The sequence below is a fragment of the Neobacillus cucumis genome, from assembly GCF_002860255.1.
GTDB lineage: Bacteria > Bacillota > Bacilli > Bacillales > Cytobacillaceae > Neobacillus > Neobacillus cucumis_A.
The window spans coordinates 125522-145323 of the sequence record NZ_PGVE01000107.1 but is presented as its reverse complement, the minus strand read 5'-3'; the positions used below and the strand labels follow the sequence as shown (position 1 = coordinate 145323).

At 37.1% G+C, this 19802-nt stretch carries 14 protein-coding genes and 1 pseudogene; 12 read left to right on the top strand and 3 right to left on the bottom strand.

Features of this window, described 5'->3' with window-relative positions; translation table 11 throughout:
* The first annotated feature begins 4 nt into the window (after positions 1-4).
* Genes CVD27_RS27285 through CVD27_RS27275 form a run of 3 tightly spaced genes read left to right on the top strand, consistent with a single transcriptional unit; the run spans position 5 to position 2972 of the window.
* Positions 5-1036, top strand: coding sequence for an ATP-grasp domain-containing protein (locus tag CVD27_RS27285; RefSeq protein ID WP_101652373.1), 1032 nt, complete (start codon positions 5-7; stop codon positions 1034-1036).
* Positions 1024-2124, top strand: coding sequence for a lipid II:glycine glycyltransferase FemX (locus CVD27_RS27280; protein WP_101652371.1), 1101 nt, complete (start codon positions 1024-1026; stop codon positions 2122-2124). Before CVD27_RS27285 ends, CVD27_RS27280 begins: the two co-directional genes overlap by 13 nt.
* 38 nt (positions 2125-2162) lie before the next feature.
* Positions 2163-2972, top strand: coding sequence for a peptidoglycan bridge formation glycyltransferase FemA/FemB family protein (locus CVD27_RS27275; RefSeq protein WP_101652370.1), 810 nt, complete (start codon positions 2163-2165; stop codon positions 2970-2972).
* 149 nt (positions 2973-3121) lie between these two features.
* Here the strand turns inward: CVD27_RS27275 and CVD27_RS27270 are convergent, their stop codons facing one another.
* Positions 3122-3970, bottom strand: a complete 849-nt coding sequence (locus CVD27_RS27270; RefSeq protein WP_180960472.1) for a metallophosphoesterase — start codon at positions 3968-3970, stop codon at positions 3122-3124.
* A gap of 166 nt (positions 3971-4136) precedes the next feature.
* On the opposite strand from CVD27_RS27270, the pseudogene CVD27_RS27265 reads away from it, so the two are divergent.
* Positions 4137-4238 (top strand): annotated as a pseudogene (locus CVD27_RS27265) (anti-repressor SinI family protein); the annotation flags it as partial.
* A 146-nt stretch (positions 4239-4384) separates the two neighbouring features.
* On the opposite strand, the gene CVD27_RS27260 reads toward CVD27_RS27265, so the two are convergent.
* Positions 4385-5440, bottom strand: a complete 1056-nt coding sequence (locus CVD27_RS27260) for a lactonase family protein (RefSeq protein WP_101652366.1) — start codon at positions 5438-5440, stop codon at positions 4385-4387.
* A gap of 314 nt (positions 5441-5754) precedes the next feature.
* Between CVD27_RS27260 and CVD27_RS27255 the strand changes: the two genes are divergently transcribed.
* Positions 5755-6633, top strand: coding sequence for an ROK family protein (locus CVD27_RS27255; RefSeq protein WP_101652364.1), 879 nt, complete (start codon positions 5755-5757; stop codon positions 6631-6633).
* 127 nt (positions 6634-6760) lie between these two features.
* On the opposite strand, the gene CVD27_RS27250 is transcribed toward CVD27_RS27255, so the two are convergent.
* Positions 6761-7918 carry an ROK family transcriptional regulator gene (locus tag CVD27_RS27250; protein ID WP_257984514.1) on the bottom strand — a complete coding sequence of 386 codons (1158 nt, stop codon included), beginning with the start codon at positions 7916-7918 and terminating at the stop codon, positions 6761-6763.
* Positions 7919-8075: 157 nt separating this feature from the next.
* Between CVD27_RS27250 and CVD27_RS27245 the strand changes: the two genes are divergently transcribed.
* From CVD27_RS27245 to CVD27_RS27215, 7 genes are all read left to right on the top strand, one after another.
* Positions 8076-10226, top strand: a complete 2151-nt coding sequence (locus CVD27_RS27245) for a glycoside hydrolase family 52 protein (RefSeq protein WP_101652362.1) — start codon at positions 8076-8078, stop codon at positions 10224-10226.
* Between the two features lie 106 nt (positions 10227-10332).
* Positions 10333-10971, top strand: a complete 639-nt coding sequence (locus CVD27_RS27240; RefSeq protein ID WP_101652360.1) for a YesL family protein — start codon at positions 10333-10335, stop codon at positions 10969-10971.
* 1018 nt (positions 10972-11989) lie between these two features.
* Positions 11990-13324, top strand: a complete 1335-nt coding sequence (gene xylA, locus CVD27_RS27235; protein ID WP_101652358.1) for a xylose isomerase — start codon at positions 11990-11992, stop codon at positions 13322-13324.
* Between the two features lie 89 nt (positions 13325-13413).
* The gene (gene xylB, locus CVD27_RS27230; RefSeq protein WP_101652356.1) at positions 13414-14913 is read left to right on the top strand and encodes a xylulokinase; all 1500 of its coding nucleotides are present in this window, start codon (positions 13414-13416) and stop codon (positions 14911-14913) included.
* Between the two features lie 19 nt (positions 14914-14932).
* Positions 14933-16081: a glycosyl hydrolase family 8 gene (locus CVD27_RS27225; protein ID WP_101652353.1), complete on the top strand. Its 1149-nt coding sequence runs from the start codon at positions 14933-14935 to the stop codon at positions 16079-16081.
* Between the two features lie 298 nt (positions 16082-16379).
* Positions 16380-17966, top strand: a complete 1587-nt coding sequence (locus tag CVD27_RS27220) for a response regulator (protein WP_101652351.1) — start codon at positions 16380-16382, stop codon at positions 17964-17966.
* 5 nt (positions 17967-17971) lie between these two features.
* Complete coding sequence (locus CVD27_RS27215; protein WP_101652450.1) at positions 17972-19765, top strand: sensor histidine kinase; 1794 nt, start codon at positions 17972-17974, stop codon at positions 19763-19765.
* Positions 19766-19802: the final 37 nt, after the last annotated feature.

Genomic DNA, 19802 nt, shown 5'->3' with positions numbered 1-19802 from the left:
TATAATGAATATTTTAATTTGCAGCGCTGGAAGAAGAGTTAAGCTAGTTCAATATTTTAAAGAGGAATTGAGTAAACTAGGAGGTAAAGTTGTAGCAATCGATTGTGACGCAACGGCACCTGCATTACGATTTGCCGATTTTGCTGAAATTGTTCCTGCGATTACTAATCCTGAATATTTGCTGCAATTAAAGCAACTATGTCAAAAGCACGAGATTGATGCTGTTTTGAGTCTAATAGATCCTGAATTAAGTGTGCTTGCCGAACAAAAAGAGAACTTTGAAAAAGAAAATATAAGATTAATTGTTTCTAGTAAAGAGATTGTAGATATTTGCTTTGACAAATACCGTACCTATAAATTTCTAGAAGAGCACCATTTACCTGGGATTCCAACGTACATAAATTTAAATAAAATCATCTCAGAAATCGAAAGTGGCAAATTGGATTTTCCAATTATAGTTAAGCCCAAAAATGGCAGTGCAAGCATTGGAATCTCAATTGTCAATTCCCTAAAGGAATTGCTGGCAGTCTGGAGAGATTCAGGTGAATTAATTGCCCAGCCGTTTATGGATGGGGATGAATATGGTATTGATTGCTATATTGATTTATTAAATGCCAGTACGACAAATATTTTTTGTAAAAAGAAAATAAAAATGAGGGCGGGAGAGACCGACAAGTCGCTTTCTGTTAACGATCCAAGTTTGATTCATTTGATAGAAGAGTTAATAAGGAAACTGAACCCAGTGGGGCCGATTGATATTGATTGTTTCAAAACGGAAAAAGGGTATTTTATTTCGGAAATAAATCCTAGATTTGGTGGCGGCTATCCTCATGCCCATGAAGCTGGGCAAAACTTTATAAAAAATATGATTAATAATTTGGCAGGGACATCGAATAAGGCTGATATTGGCAATTACTCTGGCGGGTCCGTCATGATAAAGTTTGATGATGTTATACTTCTGCCATCGTTAGATAAATCTTTAAAGCTGATTCATACCCTACAGACTGAAAAAGGGGGGATTGCATGTACGAGGTAATTTCTCATGATCAGAAAATACGCTGGGAGGAAAAACTAAATCAACTTTCGAAAACAGATATTTTCTACCATCCATCCTATTCAAATTTGTATCAGCGTTTTGGGGACGGGGCACCTCATTTATTTTTTTATGATGATGGGAGAGGAAATCAAGCAGGTTATGTTTTCCTAAAAAGAAAGATTAGTGGATTGCCCTTTGTTCAGAATGAAAAACTAAACGTTGATTTATTTGACATTATCACACCATCCTATGGATATGGCGGTCCTTTAGGCAATGTTGAAGATGAACAAAGTTTAAGAAAGTTTAGAAAAGAATTTGAGGAGTATTGTCAAAAGGAACATATTATTTGTGAATTTATTCGTTTTCATCCTTTGCTTGAAAATTATAAGTTGATGAACCCTTATATGGATGTTGCTTATGATAGAGAAACTGTTTTTATAGATTTAACAAAGGACGAGAAAGAAATTTTTAGTCAATACCATAATAATCATAAAAGGAACGTGAATAAAGCATATAAGAACGAATTAAAGTTCAAAACCTTTCAAAGTGAAGAAGCCATTAAAATGGTAGACGATTTTTATAAATTATATAAAGAAACAATGGATAAATTACAAGCATCTGCCTATTCCTATTTTTCCATCGAGTATCTAATCAGTTTATTATCGGATTTAGCTAATATGTCAGTCATTGGTTCAGTTTTTTATGAAGGAAGAATGATTGGGGCAGCTTTATGTTTGTATGACGGTGATTCCTTGCATTATCATCTTGGCTGCTCGCAAAAACAGTTCTTAAATATGGGCGGAAATATTTATTTGCTTCACCAAATGGCTTTATGGGGAAAACAGGTGGGTCTTAATAAGTTTCATTTGGGTGGCGGTCATATAGGAAGAGATTCTTTATTTCAATATAAGTACCGATTCAACCCGAATGGACTTCTCCATTTTTATACTGGGAAGAAAGTTCATAACGTTCAAACTTATAACTGGTTAATTGAAAAATGGGAGAAATACTATGGTGAATCAGCTGATCAGCAGTTCTTTCCAGCTTATCGTAGTAAGCCACAAAAAGCAACTTCTGTTTTAGTTTGATTCTAAATTAACAAAAAGTGGGAAGGTAGTATAAGACCATGATAACGATCAATTATAAAAGGAATCTTTTAAATGTAACAGAAGTTTATGGGCAAAGGAAACTAGAAGAGATTAATGCTAATCAAGCAGACCTTATTATCAATACTCGACTTTTAACTAATCCTCTAGATGGACCTATAGTTAAAAAGAATAAAAAAAATAACTCATTTGAAATTCTCATTCCCAATTTCATCTTGGATTTATCAAAAGAGGAACAGGACATTTACAATAATTTTAACAAAAGCATTAAGTATGAGATTAGGAAAGCTTCTGAAAAGGATGGATTGATTTATTCTGAATATGAAAATGCAACCGATGAACAACTTTTGAACTTCTCTAGATTTTTTAATTCGTTTGCAAAAGAAAAAAATATTGATAAATGTGTTTTAGAAAAGCTTTTTACACTTAGAAATAATGATTCTTTATTAATGACAGTTATTTCAGATGAACAAAATAATATTCTAGTTGCCCATTGTATGCTGTTAGACCGAGATAATAGCCAATCATATGGATTGTATTCTGTATCCGCTCGGTTTTCAAAGAGTAACTCTAGCGAAAAGAGATTAGTAGGAAGGGCTAACAAATACTTGCATTGGAAAGAAATACAAACTGTAAAGCAAAGAGGATTTAAATGGTATAATATGGGTGGTGTTGTGGCTGGAAAAGAAGGTGAAGGAATTAATGAATTCAAAATGAAGCTTGGTGGAGTTAGAGGATACGATCTAAAAATCTATCATTCTAACAGTTTTATCGGTAACATATGTAAAACACTATTATATTATAAATGGAGAAAAAACCTTATAGAGTAATCCACTGCAACTTTTGAAACAAGAATAAGTTTCCAAAGAAAGCACCATCCATCAGTCGTATGGATGGTACTATTTCTTCTAATCAGTTCTTTACCAATAGAAGTAAAAGGACAAAATAGTTAATGAATTGATTGTCTTATATCAAAAAACTATTGAGCTAAGTAAAATACCGTGATTTCTGGTCTGCAAAAAAGTCTGATCGGTAAATTAGTTGTACCAATCCCACGATTAACGTATAATGGCAGTTTATTAACTCCTACTTCATAATATCCATCCATATATTTAGTTGCTAATCGTTGGTTAATGATTGGACCCCAAAAAGGCAATCTTACTTGTCCCCCATGGGAATGCCCCGAGAACTGTGCACTTATTGGATACTTGCTGCTTTCATCTGCAATATCTGGTTCGTGTGACAGTAAGAACACACAATCACTTTCGGATAGACCTGCAATTGCTTTATCGATTTTTGGACTCCCATACATTACATCATCTATTCCAGCAATGTAAATTTTTTGATCTTGATTCTCAATAAAATGATGAGTATTATCCAGAGTCATAAAGTTTGACTTTTGTAAAACTTTTATGACTTGTTCTTTCAAATAGTAATCATGATTGCCTATGACAGCCCATTTTCCTCCAGGCGGTGTTTTAATCTCTTTTAGTAATGGAATTATGTTTTCGGGATTTCGATTCCCCAATTCAATGAGGTCACCTGTAAAGAAGATAATATCTGGGTTAATATTATTAATTGAGTGGACAACCGTTTGAAATTCTTCAACTCCATAATGAAATCCTAAATGAACATCACTAAAATGAACAATTTTCCATCCTATAAACGATTTTGGGAGTCTTTTTACCTTAAGAGGAATTTCTTTTATCTGATACCAAAATCGTTCTATTTCAGTAGAATAGGTGCCAACCATTATTCCTGATGAAATTATTCCAAGAAATAATTTCATAGTACTTCTTAAAAAAGAACGTCGACTTTGTGGTTTCAATTTAGATTGCAGATGGACCATTACTTCACCCTTTTCATTACATGTTCTTTTTAAAGAAAATTATATATAAAATATATGAATTCCTCAAATTTAATTAGGTGAAAAATAAACTAATTTTACCAAATACCATTTACAATAAGAAACTGAAAAAGAATTAGATAAGGAATGGCTAGGTCTAATAATTGAGGCAAAAAATTTAGGACTATCTATCAATGAAATCAGAGATTTCCTGTCAAGTCCTCAATTCATAAGGCTAGTAGGTTATTAATTTTCCGAATTTCCAACAAACTATAAAGATTTCTGCATTTGTTATAGATTCTGATCGAAAAGAAGCGTGTATATAGTGTGCTACTAAAAATAAAACAGCTTAACAAATGGTCAAAACCATTTTGTTAAGCTGTTTTTTAATATAAATTAATAATTCAAGAACTTCACACAAACCCCATAAGGCACCGTAATATCAGAAGTAATCAGCGTCAATCGACCAGAAACCTCGTCTCTTGCATACAACACCACATTACCAGACTCCTGATTCGCAGCAACCACAAACTTCCCACTCGGATCAATCTCAAAATCCCGTGGCCAATCACCCTCAGTCGAAGTATGCTCCACAAACGTAAGCTCACCAGAACCCGAATCCACACTAAAAACGGCAATACTGTTATGACCGCGATTCCCCGCATAAACATAACGGCCATCTGCAGAAATATGGATTGCACTGCCTTGGTTATTTTCTTTAAAATCCTCAGGCAAGGTAGAAATATATTGTACTTCAGAAAAATTTCCATTCTCTGGATTGTAGTTTAAAACAATCACTTCAGAACTAAATTCTGTCATAACATAAGCTATATCCCTATTTGGATGGAAGACAAGATGTCTTGGGCCGCTTCCTGCTTTTACAGGTAAAAGATTCACTTGGGTAAGGGTGCCATCTTCCTCCACGGCATAGGTAATAACAGCATCAATACCTAACTCACAAACAGCAAGGTACTTCTCATCAGGCGTCAATTCAGAATAGTGGGTATGAGGCTTTTCTTGTCTTGGGTCAGGACCTGAACCTTCATGCTCTCTAATGGAAGCATAAGGTAAGACGGATCCGTCCTCTTGGTTAATCAGATGTGATTGAACCAGCCCTTGATGGTAGTTAGCACCAAATACCATGCGGTTCTTGCTGTCGACACTAACATAACAAGGCGGTGCCCCAGTTAATACTTGGCTGTTAATTGGTGTGAGTGAGCCTGAATCCCCAATGGAGAAGGCTGCAATACCTCCCGTATCCCCTTCTTTTACAACAGAGTAAAGGAAGCGGTTATCTTTGCTGATAGCAAGGTATGTAGGATTTCCAAGTTCTGCTGCCACTTGAATATCTTCTATTTTCCCCTCATTTGTGTCTAATGTAAAAGAGTAAACTCCTTTACTATCTCCTTTTGTGTAGGTTCCAATATAACCCTTGAATTTCGTTTCTGCCATTTTTCTATGCTCCTTGAATAAATATATTTTCTCTCTATATAATATCCTATTTTTAACTAAAAACTAAAAATAAAGCTTAGTCAAAATAAGGGCTGCTCATAATGTTGGTATATTGTCATCGACTATATGTGGAATTCCCAACAAGAGCTTGTACAAATTTAAGAAGAAGAAGGATTTATGCCCATCGTTGAAGAAGGAGATATGGACATTATTAAAAATTATACGGTTGAAATTTTAGGTGTTTTTCATGCCATCGATGGGACAAATTTGAAGTAATAACCGTTAATTAATACGATGATAGGGAGGAAATATGAATGTTAGGTGCAATTGAAGCAGGAGGTACAAAGTTTGTATGTGCAGTAGGGGATGAATCTGGACGGATTATCGAGCGAATTCAAATTCCTACCACTGTACCTGAAGAAACGATGGGAAGTGTTATTACTTTCTTTAAGAAATATCCCATACAAGCGGTCGGAATTGGTTCTTTTGGACCTATTGATGTAAATACTGAAAGTCCAACCTATGGCTCTATTACCTCCACACCTAAACTGGCTTGGAAGGACTTCCCCTTTGTTCAAACAATGAAAGATAACTTTTCCGTTCCAGTTGGTTTTAATACAGATGTGAATGCCGCAGCCTTAGGAGAGGTCACATTTGGGGCAGCTAAAGGCTTGGATAGTTGTTTATATATCACCATTGGCACTGGAATAGGAGCAGGAGCCATCGTGCAGGGAAATTTGCTTCAAGGACTTTCACACCCTGAAATGGGTCATCTTTTAGTCCGAAGGCATCCAAAAGATACTTATAAAGGAAAATGTCCGTACCATCATGATTGTTTTGAAGGCCTTGCTGCAGGACCTGCAATCGAAGAACGCTGGGGTGAAAAGGGAATTAACCTAGTTGATCGCGAGGAAGTTTGGGATTTGGAAGGCTATTATATCGCCCAAGCACTGATGCAATATATCTTGATTCTCTCACCGAAAAAAATTATTCTCGGCGGAGGGGTCATGAAACAAAAACAAGTATTTTCTTATATTAATAAATATTTGCCAGAGTTAATAAACGGCTATGTATGTTTGCCGGACCTTATTGATTACATTGTTAGTCCAGGCTTGGGAGACGATGCTGGGATTACTGGATCGCTCTTGTTGGCCTATCAAGCATTACAAAGTGAAAAACCAGTGACATCATAATAGGAAGATAGATGTATGTGTTTCCCACCATAAAATAAAAACGCTCATCTAATGGAATGAGCGTTTTTATTTGAATATAACAAATCCCTCTTTTAGAAATAAGAAAATTAGAATTCCCGCTAGACTATTAATTAATTACAATATCCTTAATAAAGTGTTCTACAGCAAAGGCAGCCACACCTAAAGCAGAAGAATAAATGGAAAGTGCTGAAAAACGTACCTCCATTTCGTTCTGGTGAAAGGACAAGGTATGGTTTTCAATCGTTCTTCGTATTGGTTTTTCGAGCCACTTCTTTGCTTTGGCTAACCGATTCCCGATAATGACTTGCTGTGGATTAAAGGTATTAATGATGTTATTAATGCCATAGCCTAGATAGCAGCCGATTTCCTCAAACAGCTCAAGTGTTTCCTTATCATTTTCTTCCGCAAGTTGAATCAATGATTCAAGCGTTGCCTGCGGATTATTTGTCAGTTTTAAAAGGGTATGTTCTGAAGCATACATTTCCCAACAGCCTCTGCTCCCACAGCTGCAAGGCCTGCCATTGACCTCGATAATCATATGGCCCAATTCCCCGGAATACCCATTATTTCCTTGATATAATTCCCCATTCAGGATGATTCCAACTCCAATCCCAATTCCAGCGCTAATATAGATAATATTTTCATGATCCTGCCCCGCACCAGATTGTTTTTCTCCATACGCACCGGCATTTGCTTCGTTTTCGATGATAACAGGAAGTTTAAATACTTCCTCAATCCCTGATTTTAATGTTACGTATTTCCATCCTAAGTTGGGTGCAAGTAAAACCATTCCTTCTTTATCGACTATTCCGGCTACACCTAATCCTACTCCAACCGCACCATACCTGCTTTTAGGCATTTCCTTAAGAAGGGTACAGATACCAGCTATTACGAGCTCTTTAACTACAGAAAAATTGGAATCCTGTATCAGTTGGTTTTTTTCAATGAGAATATTTCCTTTTAAATCTGTTAAAACACTTAATATATAATTAACCCCAATATCAATTCCAATGGCATAGCCTGCCACCTTATTAAAGTGAAGAAGAACAGGGCGCCGGCCGCCGCTGGACTCACCCGGACCAGATTCATAGATAAGATCTTCTTCTAATAATTCATTAACCATGGATGAAACGGTACCCTTATTTAATCCGGTTACCTGAGCAATGTCTGCACGTGAGATAGGTTCCTTTTCCATAATCATTTGCAGCACCAATGATTTGTTATTTCTTTTCACTACTTGTTGGTTCCATGTAATTGTTGTCAATGTAAAAAATCTCCCCACGTTCGTTATTGTATATCTATTTTAACACAAACTTAGTTTATTGAATATACAAACAAAGATATTAATGATATAATGAGAGTGTAAGTTATGAATCTATATATTCTTTAATCAATATTATAGAAGAAAGTAGGGAAAAAGGTTGACAAAGAATATGTTTTTTAATGCACATCATTCACCAATAGGAGCATTTTCAAGCTTCACTCTTGGCTTTTATGGAAATGGCGGAGGCTTGGATTTAGAGCTTGGCCGTTCACCACGAAAAAATGTCTATGTTGGTGTGGAATCGGCAGACCGTGAAGGAATCTATGAAGCACTTCCATTCTTTGAACTAGAAGATGATGAAAGTAAGCGCTATGATATTGAAAATATGGATCCTAACCCAGATAAGCCGCGCATCATTTTACCTTTTGAAAAGGAAAAAATAGAACGGAATTTTCAGTTAGGAACCGATTCATGGAAGGCGGGCGATTTAACTTTTACCGTCTATTCGCAAGTTCAACCTGTACCAGATCCGGCTGCGGCATCTGACGAGGAACTAAAAAATACGTTAATCCCAGCGGTTTGGGCAGAGCTTACCATTGATAATACTCAAGGAGCGAATAGCCGCCGTGCCTTTTTTGGTTACCAAGGCAGTGATCAATATAGTTCAATGCGCCGATTAGATGATACTTGTGACGGGATTGCTGGTATTGGTCAAGGCCGACTAACAGCAATCGCGTCCAATGATCCTGAAATTAAATCGGCTCTTCACTTTAGTTTAGAAAATATTTTAACCACACCATTTGAAGAAAACTGGACCTTCGGGTTAGGGCCTGTTGGTGCATTGGTGATGGATGTCCCAGCCGGACAAAAACGCACGTATAAATTTGCCGTCTGCTTCCATCGCGGAGGATTAGTGACAGCGGGATTAGATGCTTCCTACTATTACACAAGATATTTTTCTAATATCGAATCTGTGGCAGCTTATGCACTAGAAAATTTTGCATCCTTCACGGCTCGCGCCAAAGAAGCGAACAGCTTAGTCAATGATGCGGATTTATCGGATGATCAAAAGTTTATGATGGCACACTCCATTCGCAGTTATTATGGTTCTACACAATTGCTTGATGTCGATGGAGAGCCGTTCTGGGTGGTAAACGAAGGTGAATATCGAATGATGAACACCTTTGATTTAACTGTTGACCAAATTTTCTTTGAGTTAAAAATGAACCCTTGGACAGTGAAGAACGAGCTGGACATGTTTGTCAGCCGGTTTAGCTATGAAGATAAAGTACGTTTCCCAGGAGATGAAACGGAATATCCTGGCGGTATTAGCTTTACCCATGATATGGGGGTTGCCAATACGATTTCTCGTCCGCATTATTCTTCCTACGAGCTATATGGCTTGGACGGCTGTTTCTCCCATATGACCTATGAGCAGCTAGTGAACTGGGTATTGTGTGCATCGGTATATGTAGAACAAACCGGTGATGCAGAGTGGTTAAAGGTTAATTTGGATGTATTCGTTCGCTGCTTTGATAGCATGATCAATCGCGATCATCCTGAAGCAGAAAAACGGGATGGCATTATGGGTCTTGACTCCACCCGCGTAATGGGCGGTGCAGAGATTACGACGTATGATAGTTTGGATGTTTCGCTAGGTCAGGCAAGAAATAATATTTATTTAGCCGGAAAAACATGGGCATCTTATGTGGCATTAGAGAAAATCTTTAAAGAGAATGGACTAGCGGACTTGTCGAAAGAGGCTGGAGAACTAGCGGAGAAATGTGCATCCACGATTGCAGGTCATATAACACCTGGTGGTTATATTCCTGCTGTCATTAAGGAAGGAAACGATTCGAAGATTATCCCTGCCATTGAAGGATTAATTTTCCCTTACTATACCAATAACAAAGAAGCACTGGATCCTAATGGCCGTTTTGGAGCTTACATCCAAGTGTTGAAGCAGCACTTAACAACCGTATTGACAGAAGGTGTCTGCTTGTTTGAAGATGGCGGCTGGAAGATTTCGTCCACAAGCAATAATTCTTGGTTAAGCAAGATTTACTTAAGCCAGTTTATTGCCCGTGAAATTCTTGGGCTTGATTGGGATGAAAAGGGGGCGGAGGCTGATGCAGCACATGTTGCTTGGCTGACTCATCCAACATTATCGGTATGGAGCTGGAGTGATCAAATCATCTCTGGTGAAATCGCCGGAAGTAAGTATTACCCGCGTGGAGTCACAAGTATTTTATGGCTTGAGGAAAGTAAAAAATCCGCCCCTTTAGTGGCTTCTGCAATGATGGAATAAAGGAATCGAGGCTGTCTGGTATTAACTGGACAGTCCTATTTTTTAATAGAAGTAATGCTATACTTGTCTTATAATAAAGATAGTACTCATCAAGAGGTGAAAGAACATGCAATTTAATTGGGTAGTCGGCAAGGCATACACTGGTTGTGAGTGGGTTATGAAACTAGCCTATTTAAATATTTTATGGGTGCTCTTTTCATTGGGCGGTCTTATTTTACTCGGCATTTCCCCTGCATCTGTCGCATTGTTTACCATTTTAAGAAAATGGTTGATGAATGAAACGGATGTACCGATCTTTCCTACCTTTTTAAATACTTATAAAAAGGAGTTTGTCAAATCCAATCAGCTTGGATGGATCATGGCGTTGATCGGGATGTTCCTATATTTCGACTTCAAATATCTGATTACGGTTGGAGGAACGATACAATATGTGCTTTCCATCCCGCTTGTGATTGTGACGATTTTATTTTTTATCACCATGCTTTATCTTTTTCCTGTGTATGTTCATTACGAATTACGCCTGATTCAGTATATTAAGAATTCCTTTTATATTGGAATCATTAACATGCATATCACTATTTTGATGATTGCTGTAACGATCCTTATAGGCATCCTGTATCGTTCTATTCCTGGGATTGTTCCGTTTTTCAGCATAAGTTTATTCTCTCTCATGGTGATGACGGGGGCCAAACAAAGTTTTAATCGGATTGAAGCCAAACAAAAAAGGCTCAGTGTACAAAATTAATAACCTCACTAATGAAAAGCTGTAACCGCAAAAATTAAAGGGTTCCGTTTTGGGGCGCTTTATTATTAAATGACACAAGAATTGACGTATGAATTGGCATACGTCTTTTTCTTTATTTATCAAGGTTTCTACGAAATTTCATAAACTTTGACATATCAATTGACATCATTATTATGATGGACAATAAGTATTGTGCAATTAAAAAAGAGGGTCAAAACGTCTGTCATTTGCAGTGCCGTTTTGAGACCAATTTTATTGATCTTTATAAGCTGGTCGATAAAAAGCTGCTGATTCTCCATCTAAGATCAAGAGGGTCCGCATTTATCGGATGGGGGATTAGGTTAAGCACCCGATCTGATAAATAGAAGGAAAAATTTCTCTTAATTAGTACTTATTATTAAAAAAAGCTTAAATAGACGGAGAGATTCCGCCTACTGACTCGAAAAATGCGAAAATGGGAGATTTTGCTTTGCATAATCGGAAAACCTCCCCTTATTTCCCCCGAAACCACCTCCATTCTGCATCTAAGCGAAAAATCTCCGCTTAGTTTTTTGGGGTTACTCGATTAAGGACAAGACATCTTATTTAGAATGAAGTGAGTATTATCTCAAAAATCCAAGAGAACCTCATTTTGATACATTACGGTGAACCGTATCACAAGTAAATGAGGTTTTATATAAATAAGATTTTTGTATTCCTAATAAAGAAACTCGCCAATTACTATGGCGAGTTTTGCTTTTTTATATATCAATAACGATGCCAATACGACTGTCATTTCGGCACATATTTTAAGAAAAGCACCTCATTACGGAACCCTTTACGCAAAAATGGTACAGCTTTTTTCTTTGGCAAAATTTATTTAAAATATTTTTTATAAATCTTTGTTTATCCGATAGACAAACGAAGTGGAGGGTGCTATAATCTAATTAAAGAAAGGTTAAAGACTACTAGATTAAAAGACATGTAAGCATTTACACAAACAAGTCTATAACCGAAAAACCTTAGGAGGAATCCAATCATGGCTTATTTTGAAAATGTAAAAAACATTCAATTTGAAGGTGCAAATTCAACTAATCCTTTAGCATTTAAGTATTATAATCCACAAGAAGTAATCAATGGAAAAACAATGGAAGAATTACTGCGCTTCTCTGTCACCTGGTGGCATACATTTACAGCAGACGGTACAGATCCATTCGGCGTAGGTACTGCCATTCGTCCTTGGAACCACTTAACAGGACTTGATTTAGCAAAAGCACGCGTTGAAGCAGCATTTGAACTTTTTGAAAAATTAAACGTTCCATTCTTTGCTTTCCATGATGTTGATATTGCACCAGAAGGAAGCACACTAGCTGAATCAAACAAAAACCAAGACATTATCGTTAACATGATTAAAGAATACATGAAAACTAGCAAAACAAAATTACTTTGGAACACTGCTAACATGTTCACAAACCCTCGATATACACATGGTGCAGCAACTTCTCCAAATGCAGATGTATTCGCTTACTCTGCAGCAAAAGTGAAGAAGGGCTTAGAAGTAGCGAAGGAACTAGGCGCAGAAAACTATGTATTCTGGGGCGGCCGTGAAGGATATGAAACACTATTAAATACAGATATGAAGCTTGAGCAAGATAACTTAGCACGCTTCTTCCACATGGCAGTAGATTACGCTAAAGAAATTGGCCTGAATGTTCCATTCTTAATTGAGCCAAAACCAAAAGAGCCAACAAAACACCAATATGACTTTGATGTAGCAACTGGCCTAGCATTCTTACAAAAATATGACTTAACTGATTACTTCAAGTTCAATCTAGAAGCAAACCATGCAACCTTAGCTGGTCATACATTCGAACATGAACTTCGTGTGGCTCGTATCAATGGTATGCTTGGATCAATCGATGCAAACCAAGGTGATCCATTACTTGGCTGGGATACTGATGAATTCCCAACTGACTTGTATTCTACAACATTAGCAATGTATGAAATTCTTCTAAATGGCGGTTTAGGCAAAGGCGGAACAAACTTCGATGCAAAAGTACGCAGAGGTTCTTTTGATCCAGAAGATTTATTCCATGCTCACATCGCAGGAATGGATGCTTTCGCAATCGGCCTAAAAGTAGCAAACAAATTACTAGAAGACCGTGTATTCGAAAACTTCATTGATGATCGTTACAGCAGCTATACAAAAGGCATTGGTTTAGACATCGTTGAAGGCAGAACGAATTTCCGTGAATTAGAACAGTATGCTCTTGGTTTAACTGAAATCAAAAATACTTCAGGCAGAACAGAAGTATTAAGAGCTACACTTAACCAGTATCTATTAGAAACACTTTCAAGCGTTGCGGTTCGATAAAAACAACGAAAAACATAACAAAATAAAATGAAAAAATGTGCTGGAAGATTCTTGTCCAGCACATTTTTATAGGAAGGGACGAAAGAACGATGAAATACGTAATCGGTGTTGACCTTGGTACAAGCGCGGTCAAAATTCTACTTGTTAATCAAAACGGTGAAGTAGCCCAGGAAGTTTCCAAATCTTATCCATTAATCATCGAGAAATCAGGTTATAGTGAACAAAATCCGGAAGAATGGGTGGCAAAGACTACAGAAGGACTGGCCGAACTAGTCCAAGCATTCGAAGGAGATGTCAAAGATATAGAGGGAATCAGCTTTTCAGGACAGATGCATGGATTGGTTTTACTAGATGAGGCAAACCAAGTTCTTAGAAATGCGATTCTTTGGAATGACACAAGAACCACGAAGCAGTGTCAGGAAATTTATGAGGTTGTGGGTCAAGAGAAACTGCTCGAAATCACGAAAAACCCGGCCTTGGAAGGCTTCACCTTGCCAAAAATCCTTTGGGTAAAAGAGAATGAGCCTGAAACGTTCAAGAGTGCAAGCGTATTCATGCTTCCGAAAGATTATTTGCGTTACCGCATTACAGGCAATATTCATATGGAATACTCGGATGCAGCAGGAACATTGATGTTAAATGTAAGTAAACGGGAATGGAGCCCAGAAATCTTACATCTATTTGGTATTGCTCCTGAACTTTGTCCGCCGCTAGTAGAGTCCCATGCTTGTGTTGGCACGGTAACCGTTGAATTTGCACAGGCAACTGGATTATCTGAAGCAACTCAAGTCTTTGCCGGAGGGGCAGATAACGCTTGCGGTGCGATTGGTTCAGGGATTTTATCAGAAGGTAAAACACTTTGCAGTATTGGTACATCTGGTGTTGTCCTTTCTTATGAAGAAAGAAACGACTTGGACTTTGAAGGAAAGGTGCACTATTTTAACCATGGCGAAGAAAATACATACTACACCATGGGGGTTACTCTTGCAGCGGGCTATAGCTTAAGTTGGTTTAAAGATACGTTTGCGAAAGAAGAAGCCTTTGATCAATTTTTAGAAGGTGTTGACGGGGTACCTGCCGGCAGTGATGGCTTACTATTCACTCCGTACATTGTAGGAGAAAGAACACCGCATGCGGATTCCACTATCCGAGGCAGCTTTATTGGAATGGATGCTGGCCATGAACGGAAGCACTTTGCACGTGCGGTTCTTGAGGGAATCACTTTTTCATTAAATGAATCAATTGAAATATTTAGAAACAGTGGTAAGACCATTGATTCGATCATTTCCATTGGCGGCGGTGCTAAAAATGAAACATGGCTGCAAATGCAGGCTGATATTTTTAATGCAAAAATTGAAAAACTTACAAGTGAACAAGGTCCAGGAATGGGTGCTGCGATGTTAGCTGCCTATGGATGCGGCTGGTTTACATCTCTTAAAGAATGTGCTCAAAGCTTTATTCAAACCTCAAAAACCTACCATCCTATTAAGGAAAATGTGGAAGCCTATCAAAAGCTCTTTTCGATTTACCAGGAAGTCTATACACAAACAAAGGTACTTAATGACCAGTTAAAAGAATTTAGAAGATAAGCCAATGTGGAGGGAACATATGACAAAGTTAGTTGAAAAGCAAGGCGGGTCTTTTTACACTGGGGAATATCGTAATCTCTTCAAAGAAATCGGCAAAACAGAGGAAGAAATAAATCAAAGAATCAAGGATAATTGGGAACAACTTTTTAATGGGGCTGAAGATACCAGAATCTATTACCCAGTTGGCGATAACCTAGGTTACATGCTTGATACCGGAAACCTCGATGTCCGTACTGAAGGCATGTCCTATGGAATGATGATGGCCGTACAAATGGATAATAAGGATGTTTTTGACAGGCTATGGAAATGGACCTTTGATTACATGTATATGACGACAGGTGAGAATGCTGGTTACTTTGCCTGGTCTTGCCAGCCTGACGGTACGAAAAATGCCTACGGCCCAGCACCGGATGGGGAAGAGTTCTTCGCGATGGCTTTATTCTTTGCCTCCCATCGATGGGGAGATGGACCGGAGCCATTTAATTACAGTGTTCAAGCAAAAGAGATTCTACGTACCTGCCTTCATAAAGGTGAAGATGGGGTCGGGTTCCCCATGTGGAATAAGGAGAATAAATTAATTAAATTTATTCCTAACTGTGAGTTTTCTGATCCATCTTACCACTTACCACATTTCTATGAATTATTTGCACTGTGGGCATATGAAGAGGACCGTGCTTTTTGGAAGGAAGCAAGCATGGCGAGCAGGGAATATTTGAAGATTTCCTGTCATCCTGAAACAGGCTTAGCTCCAGAGTATGCCTATTATGATGGCACTCCAAACAATGAGAGAGGCTATGGTCATTTTTTCAGTGATGCCTATCGTGTAGCTGTTAATATCGGTCTTGATTTTGAGTGGTTTAGAGGGGATGCATGGGAAACGGAAGAAGCGAATAATATTCAAGCCTTCTTTGCTGATAAGGATCCTGCCGATTATCGCCGTTATACGATTGCTGGGGAATCATTCGAGGAAAAATCGCTCCATCCGGTCGGCTTGCTTGCTACCAATGCCATGGCATCCCTTGCAGCCGATGGTCCAGACCGTTTAAAATGGGTGGAATCATTCTGGAATACTCCTGTACGAACTGGGGAAAGACGGTATTATGATAACTGCTTGTATTTTTTCAGTTTGCTAGCATTAAGCGGCAATTATAAAATTTGGATGCCATAAACTGAGTTATTAAAAAGCCCCTTAAGCACCAGCTTGAGGGGCTTACGATTTCTAAGCTTCTTCGGAAATTTATAATAATTGGAAAACCAGTAATACAACCTTCCATGGTAAAATGATAATAAATAAATTTTGTTGACAAAATAAGCCTTTTTTCTCTATATTTTTCTGAATTTTGCAATATTCATTTAAATCATATGGTATAGTAAAAAAACAAATTAGTAGTTATCTATAACAATGTAAGCGTTTGTAAAATTGGCCCACCTACTCACTAATTTCATCTAATGGGAGTTGAAACGACATGAACAAAGTGATTTTAGTTGATGATGAAAATTTTTTCCGGAAAGGATTAAGAAGTTTAATAGATTGGAGAGCATGTGGATTTGAGGTTGCAGGAGAAGCAGCAAATGGTGAAGATGCATTAGCGCTTATTGATGAAGTAAATCCCGAACTTGTCATAACCGATATTCGAATGCCGGTCTTAGATGGATTAGAGTTAATTAAACAAGTGACGGAAAAGGCGGGAAATCATCCTAAATTTATTATTATCTCGGGTTACAGTGATTTTAAATATGCCCAACAAGCGGTACGTTACGGTGTTCATGATTTTATACTAAAGCCGATTGACCAGGAAGAAATAGAAGAAACCTTGCGATCGCTTTCTAATACGATAATGGAACAAAAGCTGGTTGTTGAACGGAACATTGAAATAAAGAAAGCCGTCTTACTTGATAATCTGATTTTAGGAAAAGTGAATGAGGAGGATGCATGCGTGTTCTCAAAAGAACTGTTGTTAAGTAGTGCAGCTGAATATTATTATCTGATTTTGGAGGTAAACGGACTTCCTGAATCTCCAACTGAATCGGCTCCTGATTATCAAGTGAAAGAAAAAATAACTAAAATTATTCGCAATATTTGTGATCCTCATGTGGGTGTATTTATTCAAGACTTAGAACAAGGAAGCTATGGATTATTAATTCCTTCCACCTATCTGCATCGTTTCCAAATGCAAATCGGTCATTTTGTGAATTGGATTAATGGACTACTTACAAGTAATATGACTCAAGCGGTTACCTTTTATATTGGACCAGCTGTTCCTAAATTACATTTGTTAAAAGACTCCTTTGAAGCAGCTAAAAATGCACGCGAGTATAAGTATTTCTATGAAGATAAAAATATTATTCTTTCAATAGATATAGAAAACAATAAAGCGATTACCTACACAGAACTAGAGGATTCCTATTATCATCAATTAATTGAGCAAATAGAAGAAAATACAACCTTGGCCATTATGGAAACAATAGATAAAATTTTCCTTGAGTTTGTCTCGAAAAAAATGGCTCGAGTAGCAGTGAAAGCAACCATCAATCGATTTGTACATGCTATTTTAAAAATTATTAAAAATATGGAAGGGGAAGTATCAAATTTAAAAAACTTCCAGACCATGCTTCAACTGCAAAACTATAATTTAACTTTACAACAGCTTAGGAAACAATTTCTTGAATTTGTGCTAGAAAGTAAAGAGATGATTACAATCCTTCGTAAACAATCTTCAGATGGTGAGGCCCATAAAATTAAACAATTTGTAGACTCACACTATCGTGAGAATATGAGTTTAAAATCCATCGCTGCAAAGTTTTATATGAATCCGGTCTATTTAGGACAACTATTTAAGAAAACCTATGGGATCTATTTTAAAGATTATTTATTGCAAGTAAGAATTAATGAAGCAAAAAAACTGTTGAGGCAGTCGGAACTGAAGATATATGAAATTGCAGAAAGAGTGGGTTTTAATAATACTGACTATTTTGTGACGATGTTTGGGAAGTATGAAAAATTAACTCCGTCTGAATATCGGAATAAACTCCTGGAGAAAAGAAAAGTGTGATAACGATGAAATGGGCAAAATTTAGTTTTCATAATGTGAGTTTAAGTAAAAAATTATTAATTATGTATATTTTTTCAGTCCTTATTCCGATTGTTTTAACCAATATTATTTTTTATACCGTTACGATTAACAATGTAAAACAGCAGCAAATGCACGATTCTGAGTTGGCACTAAAACAGATTAGCCATGATTTGGGGAATATTATCGACAACGCTGTGGGAATATCATCCTCCTTCTACACGAATGCAAATATTAATCATTTCCTGGAGAAAAATTATCCATCGGATATTGATTACGTTGAAAACTATGAGACCTATTTAAGAACATTATATCAGTCAAGTCCGATTAATCCGTCCATTCACTCGATTCGTTTTTATACCGATAACCCCACAATGATCTATTCAGGGGGAGTTTATCCCATACATGACATTAAAAATTTGGATTGGTATAAGCAAATCAAGGAGGAGAAAAATGCCACACCAATTGTATTGCAATCAACACTGGATGACCAGACGAAAACGTTTAGTGTGATCAGAAAGCTGGATTATTTTAATTTTAACTACAAACAAAAAATAGTAAAAATAGATATCAAACCATCCATAATTGAAAACATTTTTAATAATATTACCTTTAAAGGGAATGTCTATCTATTAAATGATAAGGGGCAAATTGAGTACACAACAAATAAAGGAATAGACTTTGGCAAGAAAAAAATTTATATCAAGGATATTGCAAGGAAAAAGGAAACCGTTACGCTAACCACTGCTTACTTGGAAAATACGTATCCCCAAAACTGGAAAGTGGTCGGAACAATCTCTGAAAAAACGATGATTAAAACGGTGTATAAGTCAGGACGCTTCATTATTTATTTAGCCTGTATCAATATCTTATTACCTACTATCATCATTATCTTAATCAACCGATCCTTTTTAAGACGACTTCGGCGCATTTTGAGGCATGTAAAAAAGATGGGCGACCAAAACTTCGAAAAGATTCCGGATCCGGGATATGAGGATGAAATTGGGATCTTAACAAGCGAATTTAATCGGATGACCGGAAAAATTAAGGAATTGATCCAGGATGTATTCATGGCCAATATCCAAAAACAAGAGATGGAGATAAAACGGAATCGTGCTCAGCTTAGTGCCCTTCAGAGCCAAATTAACCCTCATTTCCTATTTAATGCTCTGGAAACCATTCGCATGAGAAGTTTAATGAAGGAGGAGATCGAGACAGCCAAGATTATTCATAATATGGCGAAAATGTTTCGCAATTCCCTGACATGGGGGAAAGATATGGTAACGGTCCGAGAAGAAATAAACCTTATCATCAGTTTTTTGGAAATCCAAAAATACCGATTTGGGGATAAGCTAGATTATGAGATTCATGTCGATCGCAATGCGGAAGAATGTATCATACCAAACATGGCACTGCAGCCATTTATCGAAAATGCCAGTATTCATGGAATTGAGCCGTTGAAGGAAAATGGCAAAATTGAGGTTCATATTTCTTTTGATGGTAATCAGTTAATCTGTAAAGTCTGGGATAATGGTGCGGGGATGTCGGAATCCCAAAAGCAACAATTGATTCATGAACTCGAAAATGAAAATGATATGGGAAAAAGCGTTGGAATCAAGAATGTGTATTATCGATTAAAGCTTTATTATCAGGACCAATTTCACTTCCAACTGGATAGTAAAGAAGGGGAAGGAACAGTTATTATCATAAAGATTCCGAATCAACCTAGACAAATAAAAAAAACTAAAGTTTTAGAAAACCATCTATACTTTCCTAAGTAATACCTTTAGTTTTTAAATGGTCGATGTAAACCCTTTC